This window comes from Nocardia sp. CA-129566 (assembly GCF_050956075.1).
Classification (GTDB): Bacteria; Actinomycetota; Actinomycetes; order Mycobacteriales; family Mycobacteriaceae; genus Nocardia.
On the sequence record NZ_CP192085.1, the window covers coordinates 5,256,746 to 5,273,595 of the forward strand.

Consider the following 16,850-nt stretch of genomic DNA (forward strand, 5'->3'; position numbering starts at 1 on the left):
CTGTCACGGGATAGGCGGGCTTGTGTTGTCGGCGGCGGAGGTCGATCGGGCCTTAGCGGGGTGCTCGGCGATGGCGGATCTGCCACGCGAGGGTTGATGCTCGTATGACTCAGCCTTGCCAACCTGTGATGAGGAGGTCGGTGAGCTGGCCGATATAGTCGGACTCGATCGGGATTCCGACGATCATCAGTCGCCAATAGAGGGGTCCGGCAAGGACGTCCAGCGCCAGATCGATGTTCAGCTCCGCGGGTAGCTCGCCGCGGGTGATAGCCCGCCGCAGCATGTCGGCGGCTCGTTCGCGCCGTGTATCCCGGGCACCGATCAGAAGCGACTGCGCCAGTATCGGATTGCGCGACGCCTCCGCCAACAGATCGGGAATCACCCTGGCCGCCAAGGGATGGGACAGCATGCCCGCCGCTGACTCCAGATAGGCTCGCACATCGCCGCGCAGGGTGCCGGTGTCCGGGGTCTCGGCGGCCGCGACCGCCAGGGTCGAGGCGAGTGCGGCCACCATCTCCTCCTTCGATCGCCATCGCCGGTAGACCGTTGGCTTGCTGACGCCCGCCCGCCGTGCCACCGCCTCCATCGAAAGCCGGCCATAGCCGACCTCGGCCAATCGACCGACCATCATCCTCACCAGCGGCTTCGATTCCCCGGCCGAGGAGGCATACTTCGCCCTCGCGGCCGCGGCACTGCCGCGCGGCTACAACGTCCTCGCCTACGACGGCCCCGGTCAGGGCGCCGCGTTGCGGCATCAGCGATTGTTCTTCCGCCCCGACTGGGAAACGGTCCTCACCCCGGTCGTGGACTACGCATTGGCGCGAACCGAAGTCGACGCCGAGCGCATCTACCTCTACGGCTACAGCCTCGGCGGATTCCTGACCCCGCGGGCTGCCGCATTCGAGCACCGCGTCGCCGGACTCATCCTCGACGGCGGCATTTACAGCTACTACGACGTGAACTTCGCCGGCATCCCACCCATCGCCGCCGAGTGGGTACTGGCCGGCCGCGATGACGTCGCGGATCCGGTGGCGCGTCTGATGATGGCCCACCACACCGGCACACGGTGGGCGCTGCGCAACGGCCCGTGGTCGTTCGGCACCGACACCATCTCCGAATATTTGCGCCGCACAAGGGAATACACCCTGGACGGCCTCGCCAAGCAGGTCACGGCACCGACCCTCATCTTCGCCCCGGACAACGACCACTTCTTCGCCGGCCAGCCCGAACGCCTACACCGCGAATTGACCTGCCCCGCAACGCTGATCTCCCTCCACAGCGCCGATGGTGCCGGGGAGCACTGCGCCTACGGCGCCCGTTCCACCCTGCTCCACTACATGTTCACCTGGCTCGACACTCTCTGAGATCGTGTTCCTGCCCGTTGGAAAACCGGGCAGGAACACGAATACTGGGTGAGACCGATCATGTCCTGATTGCCAGCGGTGATTCCTCCGCTGCAACAGCTTTCGAGCCCGTGAGCAAACAGCCCGCGAGGCGCCAGCACGCCAGATCCTGGTTCACCGGTCTTGCGAGCGGGACCAATCACGCACCGCGTCGCGGGTTCGATCGAACAGTGCCAGCGGTGGGCCGCCTATCAGATTGGCCAGTGCCGATTCGCCTGCGTGCGGATGCGGACGGGTGGGCGCCACCGCCTCGGCCGCGCGCACCGACCCTGCCATGTGAGTGAGCTGGTTGACCGAGTACTGCCTGCGTAGCAAGGTGAATTCCTCGGCCTCCTCATGTGCGGCATGCGCGGCGACCGCGTCGGCGAACTCGGTGAGCTTGGAATCGAAATCGGGATGGTCGACACCGAGGTCGTAGAGTTCGGCGAGGGCGTGTTTGGCTTCGTTTTCTTCGGCCAGTCTGGGTTCCACGATCTGATCGGCGCCGAATTGGGCGCGTTCGGCCACGGGGTGCACGATCTCTTCTTCAGCGCTCTCGTGCACGGCCAGCAGCCGCACTAGTTCGTTGAACACGTCCTGTTTGTCGTCATGTCCGGATTTCAGCTGTCCGAGCAGGGTGGTGATCTGTTCGTGTTGCGCCGTCAGCAGATCGACGACGTCCTGTTCTGTTTGCTCGACCATCATGACCTCACTTGTGGTGTGCGGGAATGAACTCCTGGGCGTTGGTTTTGGCGCCTTGCACCATGAGCTGCCAGGCATCGGGATCACCTCGCGGCACCGCCTCGGCGGTGTCTTTCATCTGCTCCCACGTGGCGTGCGGTGGGATCGGGGGAACCTCGGGGTCACAGCGAACGTCGAGCAGCAACGGCCGGTCGGCACGCAATGCGCTATCGCATGCCTCGCCGAGTTGGTGGGGCTGTCGACGGCGATCGCGGCGAGACCCGCAATACGGGCGATATCGGCGTAGGAGACGTCGGCGCGGCCGAATGCGGCGACGAGCCCGTTGATGCGGTCACCGGGGTATCCGAACACCTGCTCGACGCCCCATTCCTGCAGCCGCCGCACGATATGGTCAGCGACCTGCTGTGTCATGGGTCCGCTCCTCGCAGTGGGGTGGTATGGGCTTCCACCTCCGCGTACCCGGATCTCGGCGCCGCAATACGCCGACTGCAACGGAATCGCTCTGCTTCCCAACGCGGAACCGACCTGCACGATCACACCGCGATCCCGCGCGCATCCGAGCGAGCGCAGCACCGCAATCCGTTGGCACATCGGTCGAACAGCACGCGTTTACTCGGCGACCACCCGAATCGTCTCGATGGCCGGGTCCGCGGCGTCGGGAACAACCATGCCCGCTCCGACGCCGGTTCTCAGATACTCGAGGATGGCTGCGTTGATTCGTTCCCCGGGAACGACAACCGGGATCCCGGGCGGATATGGCGTGATCTGTTCGGCGGCAAGACGCCCGACCGCTCGATCGACCGCTACCGTCTCCACACGTCCGAAGAAGGCATCCCTCGGCGACATCACCGTTTCCAACTCCAGCTCTTGCGGGTGCGGAACTCGAATCGGATTCGGTCTGGGCAGATCCGGCGCCGCGCTGGTGAAAGCGGCCAACGCCGCCACCAGCCGTTGGCCGGTAGCTGCGTCATCGGCAATCGATATCGTGGCGAGAACTCGTCGGTGATCGCTCAAACCCACATCCACCCGGCGATGCTCACGCAGCCAGTCAGCGCATTGATAGCCACTCACCCCGAGTTCGGAGACATCGATGAGAATCTGCAGCCGATCCAGATCATCGGAGGCCTCTCGGCCCAGCAGTTCGTCCCCGAGAACACGCAGCCCAGGCATTCGGCCAATGGTGTCGCGCAAGGTATCCGACAGCCTGAGCGCCGCGGTGAGCAGTTCGTTTCCGCGCTCGACCATCTGCCGACGCCAGCCATCGAGCGCCGCGTAGACAAGTACGTTCGGACTCGTCGTCATCAGCAGATCCGCGCACTCGGACAACCGGATTCGATCGACGAGATCGCCGCGCAGGTGAAAGACCGAGCCCTGTTCGAATCCCGCTCCCATCTTGTGCACGCTCACCACACACACGTCGGCGCCGGCATCCATTGCCCACGTGGGCAATTCATCATGGAACGGCAGATGCGCGCCCCAAGCTTCATCGATGATGAGCGGCTTACCGCGCTCGTGACACACCTCGGCGATGCCGCTGATATTCGCGCACGTCCCATATGGGCTGGGACTGACGACCAGCGCGGCGGCCGCGTCCGGATACCGCTCCCAGGTTTCGCGAACCGCTTCCGGTGACGGAGGATGCGACAGGTGAAGCTGGGCATCCCAGCGTGGGGTGATCCACCGGGGTTGTACTCCGGCGAAGATCAGGCCGGCAACGATGGACTTGTGGCTGTCGCGCCCGACGAGCAGTCCCTCACTTCCCGCACCCACGACCGCGAGCATGGCGGCCTTCACCGACAGCGAGCTGCCGCAGGTCGAAAAGAAGGCGTAGTCCGCGCCGACCGCATCCGCCATCAATTCCTCTGCCTGCGCCAAGTAGCCGCCGCTTGCTTTGCGATCATCGAGTCCGCTGTTGCTGACGACATCCGAACGAAATGCGTCGGCGCCGAGGATCCCGCGCACCCGCTCGTCGACGCCGCGGCCCTGCCGATGTCCGGGCGGAGTGAAGCCGTAGCGGTCGAGGCGATGGTATTCGCCGAGCGCCTCCAACAGCGGAGCTCGAGCATGATCCATGAACCAGCACTACCCGTCTCGGTCACCGGCAAACGGCGCGATACCTAACGCTCGTCCAGAGACGGCAACACCGTTTCACTGATGATCAGCAGCACCGCGGCAGCCACCGGGATGGCGAGCAGCGCACCGACGATCCCGAGCAACGCGCCACCGAGCAGAACCGCCACCACCGTCACGACCGGCGGCACCCGCACCGTTCTGCCGATGATTCTGGGCACGAGCAGATAGTCCTCGAACAGCCGCAAGACGATGAAGAAGATGATGGTGGCCACACTGACGGGCAGGGACACGGTGAGCGCGACCAGGGCCACGATGATCCCGGCCAGGGTGGAACCCACGATCGGGATCAAGTCCAGGACGCCGACCAAGACCGCCAGCAACAGCGCGTAGGGCACATCGAAGGCCAGCAGCCAAATGAAGGTCAACACCGCAGTTATCACCGAAATGGCCAAATTCCCCAGGATGTAGCCGCCGACCTTCACGAAGATCTCATCGCCGATCAGGATCGCACGCGGTCGCCGCGAGCGCGGAAACAGCCGGTATATCGAAGCGCGAACCTGTGCGAAATTGGCCATGAAATAGCCGGTCAGCACCGCGACGATCACCGTTCCGCTGACGATGCTGAATACGAGGCGGCCGGCGCCGAGGACACCACCGGCCAGTTTGGACGGGTCGGACCCGAGCCCTTGCCGGGCCCGATCCTGCAGATGGAAGTGAGTGTTGAGCGTGTCGATGAGCGGATAGCGTTGCGCAAGATGGTCGACGTAGTCCGGAGCATTGTGGACCAGCGCGCTGCCCTGGGTGACCAGCGGAGGTATCGCGACCGCGAGGAACCCGGCCAGTAGGCCGATGGCGACCACGAACACCGCGGTCACGGCGGTCCATCGCGGAAACCATGGCCGAACCAGCCACGACACGACAGGTTCCAGACCTATTGCCAGAAACAGCGCGACGATGATCAAGACCAGCACTTGACTGGCGGCGATCACCGCTTGGATCGCGCCGTAGGTCACCGCGACTCCGGCCGCGCCCGCCATACCGACCATGAACGGCGATCGCGGATCGAATCGTCGCCCGGGCTTGCCCAGCGGGTTCTGTGTCGTGCTGGCCCGCGCTGCCGCCGCTTCCGCGGAAATGATCGGTCCGCCTTCGTCGGGGGTGTGCGGTTGCGCGACCAGGTCGGTGTGGCCCTGCTCCGCCCCTTCGGGGGTGTGGCGGTCCTCGGTTCGACTTCGATCGGTGTCGTCGTTCATCGGGTGGATCCCTGGGGTTGCGACCTGATCAGTCGCGGCCCAGCGCTCGCGCAAGTTGGCCCTTGGTCATCACTGCCGCTCCCGCTTGTCCGACCATGCCTTCGGCATGTCCACCACCTCCTGTGCCGCGAATACCCGCACCCAGCCGCCGAAACATCGGCACTGCCTGCTGGGGTTCCCACACCGCGCAACCCCCACGAATGGGCCGGTCGCCGTTGCCGATCTTGCGTGGCCCGGCAACTGTCGGTCGGCTGGAGAAGCGAACCACTGATAGAAGCGCTGGGAGCGGGTATCCGCATGTCATGGCGTCTTCGATCGGTAGCGACTCTCGGATTCTTCCGCAACCGCGTGGAGAGATTTCCGCCGCGATTGTGGATTTGTTGCGCGGCGCCGGTGACTCGGTGCCGAGGCTCGGTGCTGTGGATCCGTATGGGGAGGATCTGCATTTGGCCTTGTACACGTGTTATGAGCTGCACTATCACGGTTTCGAGTCGGTGGGCGACGGATGGGAGTGGGATCCGGGGCTGCTGCGCCTGCGCGCGGAGATGGAGAGCGCGTTTCTCGACGCACTGCACCGTGAGGTGTCCGGCGGAGACGATATCGAAGGGGAACTGGAACAGTTGCTGGTGGAGCCGGTCGAAGGGACTGGTGTGTCCGCCTACTTGCGTGATGTGGGTGAATGGTGGCAGATGCGGGAGTACTTCGTGCAGCGGTCGATCTATCACCACAAGGAGGCCGACCCGCAGGCCTGGGTAATTCCACGTTTGCGTGGTCAAGCCAAGGCTTCTCTGGTCGCGGTCGAGTTCGACGAGTTCGGCGGCGGTCGCGGCGAGCGTGTGCACGCGCAGTTGTACGTCGATCTGCTCGCCGGGGCCGGACTGAACCCGGCGTACCTGCATTACCTCGACTTTGTCCCGGCACCGATGCTCGCCGTGGTGAACATGATGTCGCTGTTCGGCTTGCATCGACAGTTGCGTGGGGCGTCGGTGGGACATTTCGCCACGGTCGAGATCGCCTCACCGCCCGGCGCTCAACGCATGGTGGACGCCTTGCGGCGGCTGCAGGCCGATCCGGCCTGTCTGCGGTTCTACCTGGAACATATCGAGGCCGACGCGGTGCACGAACAAGTCCTGCGCCGCGATGTCATCGGCGATCTACTGAGCCGCCAGCCGGACCTCACCGCCTCGGTGGTATTCGGAATCCAGGCAACTAATCTTCTGGAAGACCGCTTCGCCGAGCACGTCATCGAACGCTGCTGGGCAGAGGGTCACAGTTCGCTACGGGAAACCGGTCAGGAGTCCGGGCGAGCGTGTTTGCGGTGACTGGTGTCGCAGAACGGAAATGCCTTGCTGCGACGGCACATACACATCGCAACCACGAACCGGTCGGACGTCACGACCGTGCCGTTCTCGGTCACCATTTCGACAGGACCTTCCACCAGCGCGGGGCCACCCGGAACAAAGGTGATCCGCCGCCGCTCGCGATGAGAAGGATCATTCTGAGTCATCGACCTTCGAATACCTCGTTGTAGGGCGACGAAACACATCCCGATGACCGAATTCGACGTTTCTCGGCGCTCGCCGACGAGTCGGTCCGGCGTGCGGATGACCGGCTCTCGGTTTTGGTGATCGAACAGCGGGAATACAACAAATCAACTCCGGACTACCTGCCCGGGCCGATGATTCCATTCCGAGGATCTGTCATGGCAACCACGGATAACGTGACCGGTCAGCAGCCACAGCTCACAGCTGGTCAGACCGTTAGCGGTTCGAGTTGCGGAGAATCGCGTGATCGCGATGCGACAATGCCCTTGCTGCGATGTCCTGGTGTGTACCGACCACAAGGCGATACCTGGCTGTTGGTTCGGGCATTGGCCGAAGCGGGGCTTCCACGATGGTCGCGCGTGCTCGATATATGCACCGGAACGGGAGCGGTGGCGATCGCCGCGGTTCGGGCTGGCGCAACAGCAGTGACCGCGGTTGATGTATCACGGTCGGCGATATGTTCAGCGTGGCTCAATAGTCGGCTGCGCGGCCTGCCCATCGAGCTGATTCATGGCGATTTCGCAGAGGTTCTTCCTGGTCGCAGGTTCGATGTTGTGCTGGCAAATCCGCCGTACGTGCCCTGCGCCGAACCCGTATGGTTCGCCGGGTCCCGAGCGTGGAACGGCGGGCCGGACGGCCGCGGCCTACTGGACAAGCTATGTTCGATGCTGCCGGATGTGTTGGCCCCCGGCGGGATCGCACTGATCGTCCACTCCGCGCTGGCGAATGGGAAGATGACCGTGGATCGATTACGCGACAGCGGATTGACGACCGCCGTAGTCGCCAGACAGATGATTCCATTCGGGCCGGTACTGCGGCGACATACCGAATGGCTCGAGCGCGGCGGCTTGATTTCTCCCGGTCAATGCGAAGAAGAACTGCTCGTGATCCGCGCCGACCACACCGACTGCTGAGCGAATAGCCCACCGATCTCTATCTGTCGCATACGAACACGAACGCAATGCCGCAACACTGCCGAGCCGCGACTCGATAAACAGGGGTGTACATCCCTGATCCTGAGGCGTCTACTGGAATACGCAGGACATCGGGTTGATCATCGTTGCTTTGTTCTTCCCATGGCCGTGGTCGGAGGCGCACTGAGCGGTGCTGGCATTGCGCCCCCGATCGATCTATAAGAGCACCGGAGGGTTCTCGCGGCCCTTCGAGCACAGTAGCGAAACCAGGTAGCTGGCCATGATCGTTCTCGGAGTCATCCTTCTTATAGTTGGGTTCATATTCAGTATCCCGATCCTATGGACGATCGGTATCGTGGTTCTCGTCATCGGGCTCGTATTACTGCTGTTGGGGTCGACAGGCCGCGCCGTCGGCGGCCGACGCCATTACTACTGACGAGCATTCTGACTCAGCCACGATCAGAAATCGGTCGAGACAACATCCACCCTTCTGTGTCGTTGCTCGAGTCCCGCCCGGCGTCTCGTTGTTGTCTACCCGGGTTTCAGACCGAATAACGCAGGCGATTCCGATATCGGCTACACATGTTTCGCTGCACGGACGCGGGGCAAAACCGGAGCATGGAAACTCCCCGTCACCAATTCCCGGACTCTGCAAGAACCACCAGAAGCCACGCGGGCGAGTCGATCGAGGACTCCCGAAACTTTACTGGCCTCGTGCTGTTATTGCTCGGGATCGTCGGAGTCGCGCTCACCCTGACCGCCACCGGATACGGTTTCGAGGGCTGGGCAATATTCGGCGCAATCGCCAGCACGCTACTCCTCGCCATCGGCACACTGATCGTGCTCGCCGAACATCGCCGGATCAAGGCGCACGAAGGTCGCGACCTCAGCGATCCGGGCGGCCACAGACAAGTCCGGCCCCCTGGCGCTGATCGGTGAACTACTCGGTCGTCGGTGGCCGCAGTTGTTTAGCTGTCCGAATGCGGGTTATCCGTCAGAAGACCGGCTGGAGCCAGCAGGCCGGCACCTTCGAACAAAGGGGCCGCGATCATGGGCACCGTAGATAAGGCAAAGAACAAGGCAGAGGAGCTCGCCGGTAAGGCCAAGGAAAAGTTCGGCGAGGCCACCGGCGACAAGGGTAAACAGACCGAGGGCAAGTCCGACCAGACCAAGTCCAACCTCAAGGGTGCAGGCGAGAAGGTCAAGGACGCCTTTCGCGACTGACTCGACGCTCGTCAGCAGCGTCGACTGCGGGCGGGTGGTCCAGCGAGACCACCCGCTCGCAGAATCGCTCCCGCATCCACCAGCACGCCGGCCCGCAACGCGCCTACGGCGCGCGCCGGCTGAACTCCGATCCCGACCCGCATGAACTCCATGCCGAATGGTCCGCGCCCTCATCGAGCCGACAAGCCGTCCTCGATGTCGGCGTCGTACGACAACCCGGCCTCGGCCGCGGGCCGGGTAGCCCAGAACAGTGTCTTCGAACGATCAGCTCGCGCGGGCTTCGTCATGAGCGGCATCGTGCACCTGATCATCGGCTACATCGCCATCCGGATCGCCCTCGGCGGCACCGCCGACACCGCCGACCAATCCGGGGCCATGACGGAACTGGCCGCCAAGCCGGGTGGCGTCGTCGCCCTCTGGGGGTGCATCGTCGCGTTCCTGTTGATGGCGCTGTGGCGGCTCGTCGAGGCGGCACTCGGCAGCTCGTCCAGACCCGATGCCGACAGTAAGAAATCCGAAGCGATCAATCGTGTCAAGGCAGCTGGGCTGGCAGTGGTCTATTTCGCCTTCGCCCTCTCCGCGTTCGGATTCGCCCGCGGCCGCGGCCGGTCCAGCAGCGGCGAGAGCATGGGGATCACCGCACGCATGATGCACACCACCGCCGGCACGATCGCCCTCACCGCAGGCGGGCTGATCATTATCGCGATCGGCGGCTACCACGTCTACAAAGGCGTGAGCCAGAACTTCCTCGACGACCTCGAGGGTACGACCAGCGATCTCGTACGAAGGTTGGGCACGGTCGGATACATCGCGAAAGGGCTGGCCATCGCCGCGGTCGGGTTGCTGGTGATCCTCGCCGTGAGTCGATCCGAGCCGGACAAAGCCGCCGGACTCGACGGCGCCTTCAAAACCGTGGGAGCCCAACCTTACGGAGCGGCCCTCCTGATAGCGTCCGGCCTGGGCATCATCGCCTACGGCCTCTACAGCTTCGCTATGGCCCGGTACACCAAGATGTAGTTGGGTAAACGTTGCGTCGAGATCTACCCCCGGTCCTCCACGGCCCGCATTCGCGAATATGCGGCCCGCTACCAACCCCGGTTCGGCGCCGGAAGTCTTTCTGGTAGCCGCTATCAACCGCGGCGCACGGAGCCGCAACGGTCGAGCAACCGCGAAACGGGAGTGGCTTCGCGCCTCTGACTTACGGGCTGGGTCCCCGGTCGGTCAAGTCCCGCGGGAGAAGGGTGCCGAGGGGGCCGAGGTCGATGTTGAGGTCCTCGGGGGTGAGGCCGAAGTGGTCGCGTAATTCGTCCATGCGTTGTTCGAGCAGCATCAGGGTGGTGCCGATGCGTTCGATCTGGGTGTCGGTGAGGTCGCCTGCGTCGACGCGGCGTAGGGCTTGCCGCTCCATCAGTTGCCGCAGTAGCTCCACCAGGGTGAGGACGAGGGTGACCAGCCCGCGCTCGACGGATTCCGGTTCGGTGTCGATACGCGGTGGGATGCCGCCGAATTCAGTCATCGCCGGGCAGTTCCAGACCAGTGCGCGCGGACCCGCTCGGCGCTGACAGAGTGCTGATCGAGGAGATGAGGGCGCGCAACGAGACCTGCACCAGGTCGACGTCGGCGATGGCGAGTTTGATATCGCCGGAAATCACCACCCCGCCGGCCAGCACCCGATCCAGCAGGTCGACCAGCGCGACACGGCGCTCGTCGTCGACATTGCGCACGACCTGGCTCATCCCGGCTCTCGTTCCACGCCTGCGAACGAATACGGCGGCCACGGGCCGGTGAGTTCGAGTCGGATGCCGGGGAATTCGGCGTCGAGCATCGTCACGGTCGCGGTGAAGTCGTCGGTGCGATCGTTGTCCACAAGGTAGGTCCCGTTGAGCACCATCCAGTCCCGGCGACCACTCACCGCTGGATCGGTCAGCGCCTGACGTCGTCCCGCCGCGGCGTGGTGAACCAAACGCGTGTGGATTTTCTCGGCGCGCTCTGCCGCGTCGCGTTCCACGCTCTCCTGCGCGGACAGTTGCGCGCGCCGCCGGGCCAGATACGCGGTCCCTGCCCCCGTCGCGCTGCCCGAGTTCGCGGCTCGGGCCGTGGCCACGGCAGCGGTCAGGGCAGCGCGATCGCCGTAGCCTTTTACGCCCCACTCGGTGCGCCCACTCACCAGGGCCAGGGCGGCACCGAAGTCGGCTCGCCGCTCGTCGAGCAGTTCGCGCACCCGGTTGTCGTCGCTGAAGACCGTGGCCAGTCGTAGCGGGACGGCCGGACCTCGACGCACCACGGCCGACACAACGGCGTCGTGCATGCGGGCTGTCGCCTCCAACCAGTCGAGATCCTCCAAGTGCCCGCGTAGTGGTTGTTCCCCGAAAACCTCTAGTGGCACCGAGCCGACGACTGCCGTCAGATCGGCCGAGACCACCATCCGCACCGGCTCGCCCGCGACTCCGGTCACTTCGCTCAGTTCCGCCGCGTCGCCGCAGCTGGACGACACCGCGTACAGCCAGATCCCGACACCACCGGTCACGATCGTTCTTCCTTCGGCTCGCGGCCGCGCTCGATGAGTTGACGGCGTTCGTTCGTCGCCTCCAGTTGGGCAATCCGGTCCCGGAGTTCCCGGTTTTCGAGTTCCAGATCCCGATCCTGCCGTTCCAGCGTGCGGGCCTTGCTGTTGAGCCAGGGGTCGGTCTCCCACCAGTCGATGCCGACCGCCTTGGCCGTCTCCAAGGACGCGATCACCAACCGCAGTTTGATCGTGAGCAGTTCGATGTCGAGCAGGTTCACCTGGATGTCGCCCGCGATCACCAGGCCCTTGTCGAGGACCCGCTCCAGGATATCGGCGAGGTTCGTGGACTGATGCCCGCCCCCGTAGGGCTGCGGGACCGACGATCCGCCGCCGACCACCGTCATCGCGGCTCCCTTCCACCGATGTCGGTGCTACCGCGGCTATAACGCTTGATTCTGCGATAGGCCAGCAGATTTCCGTCGAGATCGATCTCCGCCTCGTAGAGCGCCAGGATGTCCGCCGACGATGGGATGCGGTGGTCCTCGAGTACCTCGATCTCCACCAGCCACCCATCCTCGGTCGGTTCCATGGAGGTGACGCCCTGTATGTGTTTCGAAGTGAGTTCCATGAGGTGTTCGATCGCCACTGCCGCGGCTTGCGCCGCGGTCAGGGGAGGCTGTTCGTTCGATGCCGAGTGGACATCCTCAGAATCGTCGGAAGCGGGCTTGCGGGCCACGCGAGTCACTCCTTCCGGTCGTTAGCGGTCGCACTGTCCACAGAGCCGGTCATACGATCCAGGACGGACTGCTGTGCCTGCTTCCGCTCTTCGTCGGACAAGCGACCGGCCTCCGCGGCGCGATCGATCTCCTCGAGCTCGCGCCGCAGCGCGGCGGGATCATTGAGCTGCTGTTCGACCTGGTCCTGGATCACTTCGCCCACCCAGATCACGCCGCGGACCGGCGCGAGGGGGAATGAGAATATCGATGAGAACAGACCCATGCCTCACCCCTCGGGGGCTCGCTTCGTGACGAAGTCGTAGGCCGCCATCGGTCCGAGCAGGTTCAGCTCCACCCGGCCGTCCCAGTCCGAGATGAGCTGGCGCAACATGCCCTCCAGCTCGGCTTGCCGGGCCGATTCGACCAGTACCGCGATGTGGACGGCGTCCTCTTCGTGGCTGGGTTGGCGCTGGTTGACCATTGCTTCGAGTTTCTCGAGTTCGGAAACCACCTTGCTGGTGTCCTCGGTGCGCTTGGCCTCGATCGCCTGATTGATCAGCTCGCCCAGTGCGATTCGCTCATTGCGGGTGGCGTCCTCCGGTTTGTCGCGGATTTCGTCTCTCAGTCGGGCGGCTTCGGCATTCTCGTCGAGCAGTTCCCGCAAAATCGCGTCTTCGACGTAGCGGCCTCTGATCACGAATTGAACCCGGCCCTCGAGTTCCACCAGAGCCGCGCGGAATTCTTCCTCGTTCGCCTCAAGCAGTTCGTTCTCCACCGCATCCGTGTCGGTCATGACCGCACCGAACCGCAGTGGTAACACCGGGCTGACGGCGGCCGACCCGTCCAGCAGCTTCTCATGGGCGGTGAGGTCCTCCGGTGTGCCCAGTGGCCGGTCGGACTCGAGCGGGCTGACCAGCGCGGCGATCTCACCGTGCCGCACCACCGCGACTTCACAATCGCCGACACCGGTGGCGTGTGATTCGGGCTCGACGTCGGCGGGCACGATGCCATAGACATAGACGGCTGTTGATTCGGGAGCCATCACTCCTCCTCGCGCCTGGATGGCCGGTGCACTTTCTGACGTTTCTCCTGCACGTCGCCGAGGAAGTCAGTGACCTTCTCGCCAGCCGCCTCGAGTGCGCCTTTCGTCTTGTGCTTCGCCGCGCCTTCGGTGACGTCGCCGACGATATCGGTCAGGCCCTTCGGTTCGCTGCTCGAGATCTCGAGCCGGTTGACCGCTTCGGCGAAACGCAGATACGTGTCGACACTGGCCACCACGACGCGCGCGTCGATGGTCACCAGTTCGATACCGACCAGTGACACTCGGGCGAAAGCGTCGATGACCAGGCCTTTATCGAGAATGGTATCTACGACATCAGCCAGGCTGGACGAGTTCGGCCGAGCCAACGTGCCGGTTCCGCCACCGCCTGCGCCTCCTGCGGGTTCAATAGTCATCTGCTTGCTCCTTGCTTCGACCGGCGGGTCACTGGACTCTTGCGGGCGGCGGTTCGGCGGCGCGGCGGCTCTGTTTCTGCTGCCTCGCCCTGGTCTCGCCGGTCCCCCTCTTGCTCGTCGGCCTCCTCCTCGTCGGCCTCGTCTTCGTCGGCCTCGTCCTGCTCTTCGTCTGCGGAGGTTTCGTCGTCCATCCGGTCTTCTTCGGTGTTCTCTTCTTCCTCGTTCTCTTCTTCCTCGCGCCGTGCGGTCTCGTCGTCTTTGACGACCTCGCTGTCGTGGATCTCGCCGTGCCAGCCCACGATGTCGTCGCTGTGCAGCACAGCCTCGATCATGACCTGCCGCTGGAAGTGTTTGAGTTCCAGGCGGCACCGGCGACCTGCCGCGCGCCACAAATTGGCGGTCTTTTCGAACAGTCCCTGGGGGTGATACTCGAGCACCACGAGAATGCGGGTGAGCCCCGGCGTGATCTCGTGGAAGGTGACCGCACCGTCGATGTAGCCTTTGGCGCCCTTGGAACGCCAGATGATCCGCTCGAACGGCACCTGCTCGAGGATCGTGGATTCCCAGGTCCGGCGCGACCAGAACACTTTGCCGGTCCAGCTGAGCTTCTCGTCGGCGACCTGCTCGACCTGCTCGACCTTCTTCGTGAACTTCGGAAAGTCCGCGAACTGGGTCCACTGGTCGTAGGCCAGATCGACCGGAACCCCCACGTCGATGTGCTCGACGATATTGGTCAGCTTCAGCTTCTTGCCACCGCCTTTGCCCTTGCCGCCGGTCAATGACTCCTTGACGTTCTCGAACGTCTCGCCGACCGAGTGCCGCAACTGGCTCAAACCTCCGCTCAGGGCCGCTCGGAACGGCGAGGCACCTTCGGACAGCTTCTCCACACCGGTCAGCGCCGCCAGCAAATTCCCGCCGCTACCTTCGCCATACTCGTTCAACCGGCCAGCGGTCTTCGATAGTCGATCCGTCAGCCCGGACGCCGCGCGTTCGGTCAGTGTTCCGATGAGATTCTGCACAGATTCCTGCAGGAGGCCCGTCGGGGCGGTGGATTGTGCTGTTTTCCGGGCCGTCGACCCAGCCCGGGTCGCGGCTTCGGTGGCTCGGCCGACAGTATCGGTGGCCGCCTTGCCGACTCCGGCCGTCGTGTCGCGCAATGTCTTCGCCATCGACCTCACCTCCTGGTGCGTCGCACGGGCGCTTCGTCGGCGTCGGAACGACTACGGCGTCGGGCGGACGAAGGCGGCTTGCGCTCCGCGGACCCGGACTTACGGACCGCGGTCCGGGAGCCGGTTTTCCGCCCGCCGACGGTCCCCGACCGGCGTGCCCGCGTCCGCGTGGCAGGCTGCCTGGTGTCTTCCTCGTCGGCGTCCTTGCCGCGGCCTCGACCGGAATCGGCTTCGTCCTCGATATCCTCGTCCTCGTCGACGGAGGCTTGCTCGTCATCGCGGGTCGGTTCCTCGTCATACTCGTCTTCGTCGGAATCCGTTTCCCGCGACTCGGCTCGGTCCTCATCCGTCACGAGCGTCGCGCCCTGCTGCAACCGGTCGTTGAGCGCGTCGATGCTGCTGCTCGCAGCGGTGACCGCGGCCGACCGGACTGCGCCCAGCAACTCGCCACGAACAGTGTCGGTCAGCCGGGTCAGCTCCGGCGACGATTTGAGTAGCGAAGTCCCGAACTCCAGCAGCTCCGCGGGGGCTCCCGTGGACCGCCTGGCCATTGCCGCACCCGCGAGCGTCAACGCAAAGCGCATCTTGCGCGTGCGGCCCAGCAGGTACCCGATGCCCATCCCTATCGCAATTCTTGCTCCACCTTTCATGCTCACTCCTTGCTGGCTCGACTGCCACAGCATTGGTGCGGCATCGAGTGACGACATCCCTATGAGCGGGGTATACCACGTTGCAATGGCCGTACACAGCGTATGCCTGGTTATTTTGGTTGGTCGGTGGTTCTGCCTGCGAACATCCGTGAATGTCCGGTATCCGGGCCGCCTTCCAGCGACCAACAAGTCACGGGCCATTCGACGCCGAATGAATTTGGAAAGTTCGCGAATTAGGTCGACGACCGGGACAGGTGCGACCATCGGGACAGCACGTCCCGGCGCAACCACCAGTGAGCAGATCGCGTCCGTCACAACAACCGGTTGGACAACCCCCGTGTCAGAAGGTACGGCGCTTCCGCCTCAGCGATCGCGAACTCCGAGGCGGTCGACAAGCGCCGCAACTTTTCGCGCTGCGGCCGCCTGCCCGCTTGCGGGCGTCGGTTACGGGACTATACGACGGCGAGACAGTCGGCTGCCTTACTTACGATGCCGTCCGGGGCGAGAAGGTAGGGCCGGAGCAAGGGGCGGCAGCTGTGTGGTATCGGCGAGGGGATCAACTCGTAGCGTTGCGATGAAGTGGTCCACGGAGACGAAACCTGCCGCGTGGACTTCCGAGAGCAGTTCGAATGCGGGGGTTGTTGCGTCGGTTCGCTTCATTCTGGCTCCCTTGCCAGGCTGATGGTGTTGGCGCAGGGAGTCGGCCTCCAGCCCGGAACCCCCTGTCCGCTGTCCTCGAACGACGGCTTGACGCTGGCGCCGTCGGTGGGCCTTCCGAGTCACCGGAACGATCAGAATCGTAGCGAATGCACGGCTATCGCAACAACGTTTCACAACACCCGCCGCCGTCGATTCATAGCAGAGCCGCGCACGGACACGAGAACATCGCAGCCTTGCCGCGGGTCCTGTGTCAGTAGCCAACTTCTGCCACGCTCACGTTGCAAACCCCCACCGTCCTGGTGACAGTGCGAAGTTCTACCGCGCGGACGTTTGCCCGAGCTGGCCCTGGACCTGCTGCCAGTAGCAGCAGCCGCCGGTGAGGTGACCGAGTTGCCACCGGGCGCGATATACGGGTCGCTCGACGACTGGGTCTACGAGAGCCCCACAACAGGCTTCCGAGCGCTCGACGCAACCGCCTGAATCCCTTTGGCAATCAAGCGATCAGCACCCTCGGGACAGCCCGGTCCTCAGTTCGACCTCGATCGGTGTCTTCCTTCATCGGATGAGTTCCCGGGGGTTGGCGAATGAGGCGCGGGAACCAT

At 64.2% G+C, this 16,850-nt stretch carries 24 protein-coding genes and 1 pseudogene; 8 read left to right on the forward strand and 17 right to left on the reverse strand.

Going from position 1 to position 16,850, the window contains the following annotated elements:
• Positions 1-109 precede the first annotated feature (109 nt).
• Positions 110-616 carry a TetR/AcrR family transcriptional regulator gene (locus ACQP0C_RS22620; protein ID WP_433722823.1) on the reverse strand — a complete coding sequence of 169 codons (507 nt, stop codon included), beginning with the start codon at positions 614-616 and terminating at the stop codon, positions 110-112.
• 13 nt (positions 617-629) lie between these two features.
• Between ACQP0C_RS22620 and ACQP0C_RS22625 the strand changes: the two genes are divergently transcribed.
• The gene (locus ACQP0C_RS22625) at positions 630-1,364 is read left to right on the forward strand and encodes an alpha/beta hydrolase family protein (RefSeq protein ID WP_433734624.1); all 735 of its coding nucleotides are present in this window, start codon (positions 630-632) and stop codon (positions 1,362-1,364) included.
• 153 nt (positions 1,365-1,517) lie between these two features.
• On the opposite strand, the gene ACQP0C_RS22630 is transcribed toward ACQP0C_RS22625, so the two are convergent.
• The 5 genes and pseudogenes from ACQP0C_RS22630 to ACQP0C_RS22650 form a co-directional block, all read right to left on the reverse strand.
• The gene (locus ACQP0C_RS22630) at positions 1,518-2,084 is read right to left on the reverse strand and encodes a hemerythrin domain-containing protein (RefSeq protein WP_433722825.1); all 567 of its coding nucleotides are present in this window, start codon (positions 2,082-2,084) and stop codon (positions 1,518-1,520) included.
• Between the two features lie 114 nt (positions 2,085-2,198).
• Positions 2,199-2,495, reverse strand: a complete 297-nt coding sequence (locus tag ACQP0C_RS22635) for a thiamine pyrophosphate-binding protein (RefSeq protein WP_433734625.1) — start codon at positions 2,493-2,495, stop codon at positions 2,199-2,201.
• 39 nt (positions 2,496-2,534) lie between these two features.
• Positions 2,535-2,655: pseudogene (locus ACQP0C_RS22640) on the reverse strand (SDR family oxidoreductase); the annotation flags it as partial.
• A gap of 38 nt (positions 2,656-2,693) precedes the next feature.
• Positions 2,694-4,157, reverse strand: a complete 1,464-nt coding sequence (locus tag ACQP0C_RS22645) for an aminotransferase class I/II-fold pyridoxal phosphate-dependent enzyme (protein ID WP_433722827.1) — start codon at positions 4,155-4,157, stop codon at positions 2,694-2,696.
• Between the two features lie 44 nt (positions 4,158-4,201).
• Positions 4,202-5,410 carry an AI-2E family transporter gene (locus ACQP0C_RS22650; RefSeq protein WP_433722828.1) on the reverse strand — a complete coding sequence of 403 codons (1,209 nt, stop codon included), beginning with the start codon at positions 5,408-5,410 and terminating at the stop codon, positions 4,202-4,204.
• Positions 5,411-5,712: 302 nt separating this feature from the next.
• Between ACQP0C_RS22650 and ACQP0C_RS22655 the strand changes: the two genes are divergently transcribed.
• Complete coding sequence (locus ACQP0C_RS22655; protein WP_433722830.1) at positions 5,713-6,732, forward strand: iron-containing redox enzyme family protein; 1,020 nt, start codon at positions 5,713-5,715, stop codon at positions 6,730-6,732.
• On the opposite strand, the gene ACQP0C_RS22660 is transcribed toward ACQP0C_RS22655, so the two are convergent.
• Entirely contained in the window at positions 6,702-6,956 is a 255-nt protein-coding gene (locus tag ACQP0C_RS22660; RefSeq protein WP_433722832.1) for a CDGSH iron-sulfur domain-containing protein, read from the reverse strand. The genes ACQP0C_RS22655 and ACQP0C_RS22660 overlap by 31 nt on opposite strands.
• A gap of 258 nt (positions 6,957-7,214) precedes the next feature.
• On the opposite strand from ACQP0C_RS22660, the gene ACQP0C_RS22665 reads away from it, so the two are divergent.
• The 5 genes from ACQP0C_RS22665 to ACQP0C_RS22685 all read left to right on the forward strand — a co-directional run bounded on the left by ACQP0C_RS22665 (position 7,215) and on the right by ACQP0C_RS22685 (position 10,109).
• The gene (locus ACQP0C_RS22665; protein WP_433722834.1) at positions 7,215-7,868 is read left to right on the forward strand and encodes a HemK2/MTQ2 family protein methyltransferase; all 654 of its coding nucleotides are present in this window, start codon (positions 7,215-7,217) and stop codon (positions 7,866-7,868) included.
• A gap of 280 nt (positions 7,869-8,148) precedes the next feature.
• On the forward strand, positions 8,149-8,304 hold the full coding sequence (locus tag ACQP0C_RS22670; protein WP_433677880.1) for a DUF6131 family protein: 156 nt from the start codon (positions 8,149-8,151) through the stop codon (positions 8,302-8,304).
• 278 nt (positions 8,305-8,582) lie between these two features.
• On the forward strand, positions 8,583-8,807 hold the full coding sequence (locus ACQP0C_RS22675; RefSeq protein ID WP_433722836.1) for a hypothetical protein: 225 nt from the start codon (positions 8,583-8,585) through the stop codon (positions 8,805-8,807).
• 111 nt (positions 8,808-8,918) lie between these two features.
• Entirely contained in the window at positions 8,919-9,092 is a 174-nt protein-coding gene (locus ACQP0C_RS22680; protein ID WP_433722838.1) for a CsbD family protein, read from the forward strand.
• Between the two features lie 195 nt (positions 9,093-9,287).
• Positions 9,288-10,109, forward strand: a complete 822-nt coding sequence (locus tag ACQP0C_RS22685; RefSeq protein ID WP_433722840.1) for a DUF1206 domain-containing protein — start codon at positions 9,288-9,290, stop codon at positions 10,107-10,109.
• 181 nt (positions 10,110-10,290) lie between these two features.
• Here the strand turns inward: ACQP0C_RS22685 and ACQP0C_RS22690 are convergent, their stop codons facing one another.
• From ACQP0C_RS22690 to ACQP0C_RS22735, 10 genes are all read right to left on the reverse strand, one after another.
• The gene (locus ACQP0C_RS22690) at positions 10,291-10,608 is read right to left on the reverse strand and encodes a gas vesicle protein K (protein WP_433722842.1); all 318 of its coding nucleotides are present in this window, start codon (positions 10,606-10,608) and stop codon (positions 10,291-10,293) included.
• Positions 10,601-10,828, reverse strand: a complete 228-nt coding sequence (locus ACQP0C_RS22695) for a gas vesicle protein (RefSeq protein ID WP_433722844.1) — start codon at positions 10,826-10,828, stop codon at positions 10,601-10,603. The genes ACQP0C_RS22690 and ACQP0C_RS22695 overlap by 8 nt, the downstream gene beginning before the upstream one ends.
• On the reverse strand, positions 10,825-11,619 hold the full coding sequence (locus ACQP0C_RS22700) for a GvpL/GvpF family gas vesicle protein (protein WP_433722846.1): 795 nt from the start codon (positions 11,617-11,619) through the stop codon (positions 10,825-10,827). Before ACQP0C_RS22700 ends, ACQP0C_RS22695 begins: the two co-directional genes overlap by 4 nt.
• Positions 11,616-12,002 (reverse strand): gas vesicle protein, encoded by a 387-nt coding sequence (locus ACQP0C_RS22705; RefSeq protein ID WP_406238639.1) that lies wholly within the window; start codon positions 12,000-12,002, stop codon positions 11,616-11,618. Before ACQP0C_RS22705 ends, ACQP0C_RS22700 begins: the two co-directional genes overlap by 4 nt.
• The gene (locus tag ACQP0C_RS22710) at positions 11,999-12,334 is read right to left on the reverse strand and encodes a gas vesicle protein (RefSeq protein ID WP_433722848.1); all 336 of its coding nucleotides are present in this window, start codon (positions 12,332-12,334) and stop codon (positions 11,999-12,001) included. The genes ACQP0C_RS22705 and ACQP0C_RS22710 overlap by 4 nt, the downstream gene beginning before the upstream one ends.
• Positions 12,335-12,339: 5 nt before the next feature.
• Positions 12,340-12,597: a gas vesicle protein GvpG gene (locus ACQP0C_RS22715; RefSeq protein WP_433722850.1), complete on the reverse strand. Its 258-nt coding sequence runs from the start codon at positions 12,595-12,597 to the stop codon at positions 12,340-12,342.
• 3 nt (positions 12,598-12,600) lie between these two features.
• Positions 12,601-13,356, reverse strand: coding sequence for a GvpL/GvpF family gas vesicle protein (locus ACQP0C_RS22720; protein ID WP_433722852.1), 756 nt, complete (start codon positions 13,354-13,356; stop codon positions 12,601-12,603).
• Positions 13,356-13,769, reverse strand: coding sequence for a gas vesicle protein GvpJ (gene gvpJ / locus ACQP0C_RS22725; RefSeq protein WP_433722854.1), 414 nt, complete (start codon positions 13,767-13,769; stop codon positions 13,356-13,358). Before gvpJ ends, ACQP0C_RS22720 begins: the two co-directional genes overlap by 1 nt.
• Positions 13,766-14,788, reverse strand: a complete 1,023-nt coding sequence (locus ACQP0C_RS22730) for an SRPBCC family protein (protein WP_433722856.1) — start codon at positions 14,786-14,788, stop codon at positions 13,766-13,768. The genes gvpJ and ACQP0C_RS22730 overlap by 4 nt, the downstream gene beginning before the upstream one ends.
• Before the next feature lie 155 nt (positions 14,789-14,943).
• Positions 14,944-15,588: a hypothetical protein gene (locus tag ACQP0C_RS22735; protein WP_433722858.1), complete on the reverse strand. Its 645-nt coding sequence runs from the start codon at positions 15,586-15,588 to the stop codon at positions 14,944-14,946.
• A 990-nt stretch (positions 15,589-16,578) separates the two neighbouring features.
• On the opposite strand from ACQP0C_RS22735, the gene ACQP0C_RS22740 reads away from it, so the two are divergent.
• Complete coding sequence (locus tag ACQP0C_RS22740; protein ID WP_433722859.1) at positions 16,579-16,728, forward strand: hypothetical protein; 150 nt, start codon at positions 16,579-16,581, stop codon at positions 16,726-16,728.
• Positions 16,729-16,850 lie beyond the last annotated feature (122 nt).

Excerpts from the sequence above, each read along its gene's own strand:
- ACQP0C_RS22630 (WP_433722825.1), bottom strand. The coding sequence starts at position 2,084 with ATGGTCGAGCAAACAGAACAGGACGTCGTCGATCTGCTGACGGCGCAA.
- ACQP0C_RS22670 (WP_433677880.1), top strand. The coding sequence starts at position 8,149 with ATGATCGTTCTCGGAGTCATCCTTCTTATAGTTGGGTTCATATTCAGT.
- ACQP0C_RS22735 (WP_433722858.1), bottom strand. The coding sequence starts at position 15,588 with ATGAAAGGTGGAGCAAGAATTGCGATAGGGATGGGCATCGGGTACCTG.
- ACQP0C_RS22685 (WP_433722840.1), top strand. The coding sequence starts at position 9,288 with ATGTCGGCGTCGTACGACAACCCGGCCTCGGCCGCGGGCCGGGTAGCC.
- gvpJ (WP_433722854.1), bottom strand. The coding sequence starts at position 13,769 with ATGACTATTGAACCCGCAGGAGGCGCAGGCGGTGGCGGAACCGGCACG.
- ACQP0C_RS22655 (WP_433722830.1), top strand. The coding sequence starts at position 5,713 with ATGGCGTCTTCGATCGGTAGCGACTCTCGGATTCTTCCGCAACCGCGT.
- ACQP0C_RS22705 (WP_406238639.1), bottom strand. The coding sequence starts at position 12,002 with ATGACGGTGGTCGGCGGCGGATCGTCGGTCCCGCAGCCCTACGGGGGC.
- ACQP0C_RS22720 (WP_433722852.1), bottom strand. The coding sequence starts at position 13,356 with ATGGCTCCCGAATCAACAGCCGTCTATGTCTATGGCATCGTGCCCGCC.
- ACQP0C_RS22665 (WP_433722834.1), top strand. The coding sequence starts at position 7,215 with ATGCCCTTGCTGCGATGTCCTGGTGTGTACCGACCACAAGGCGATACC.
- ACQP0C_RS22715 (WP_433722850.1), bottom strand. The coding sequence starts at position 12,597 with ATGGGTCTGTTCTCATCGATATTCTCATTCCCCCTCGCGCCGGTCCGC.
- ACQP0C_RS22695 (WP_433722844.1), bottom strand. The coding sequence starts at position 10,828 with ATGAGCCAGGTCGTGCGCAATGTCGACGACGAGCGCCGTGTCGCGCTG.
- ACQP0C_RS22650 (WP_433722828.1), bottom strand. The coding sequence starts at position 5,410 with ATGAACGACGACACCGATCGAAGTCGAACCGAGGACCGCCACACCCCC.
- ACQP0C_RS22645 (WP_433722827.1), bottom strand. The coding sequence starts at position 4,157 with ATGGATCATGCTCGAGCTCCGCTGTTGGAGGCGCTCGGCGAATACCAT.
- ACQP0C_RS22690 (WP_433722842.1), bottom strand. The coding sequence starts at position 10,608 with ATGACTGAATTCGGCGGCATCCCACCGCGTATCGACACCGAACCGGAA.
- ACQP0C_RS22635 (WP_433734625.1), bottom strand. The coding sequence starts at position 2,495 with ATGACACAGCAGGTCGCTGACCATATCGTGCGGCGGCTGCAGGAATGG.
- ACQP0C_RS22660 (WP_433722832.1), bottom strand. The coding sequence starts at position 6,956 with ATGTGTTTCGTCGCCCTACAACGAGGTATTCGAAGGTCGATGACTCAG.
- ACQP0C_RS22680 (WP_433722838.1), top strand. The coding sequence starts at position 8,919 with ATGGGCACCGTAGATAAGGCAAAGAACAAGGCAGAGGAGCTCGCCGGT.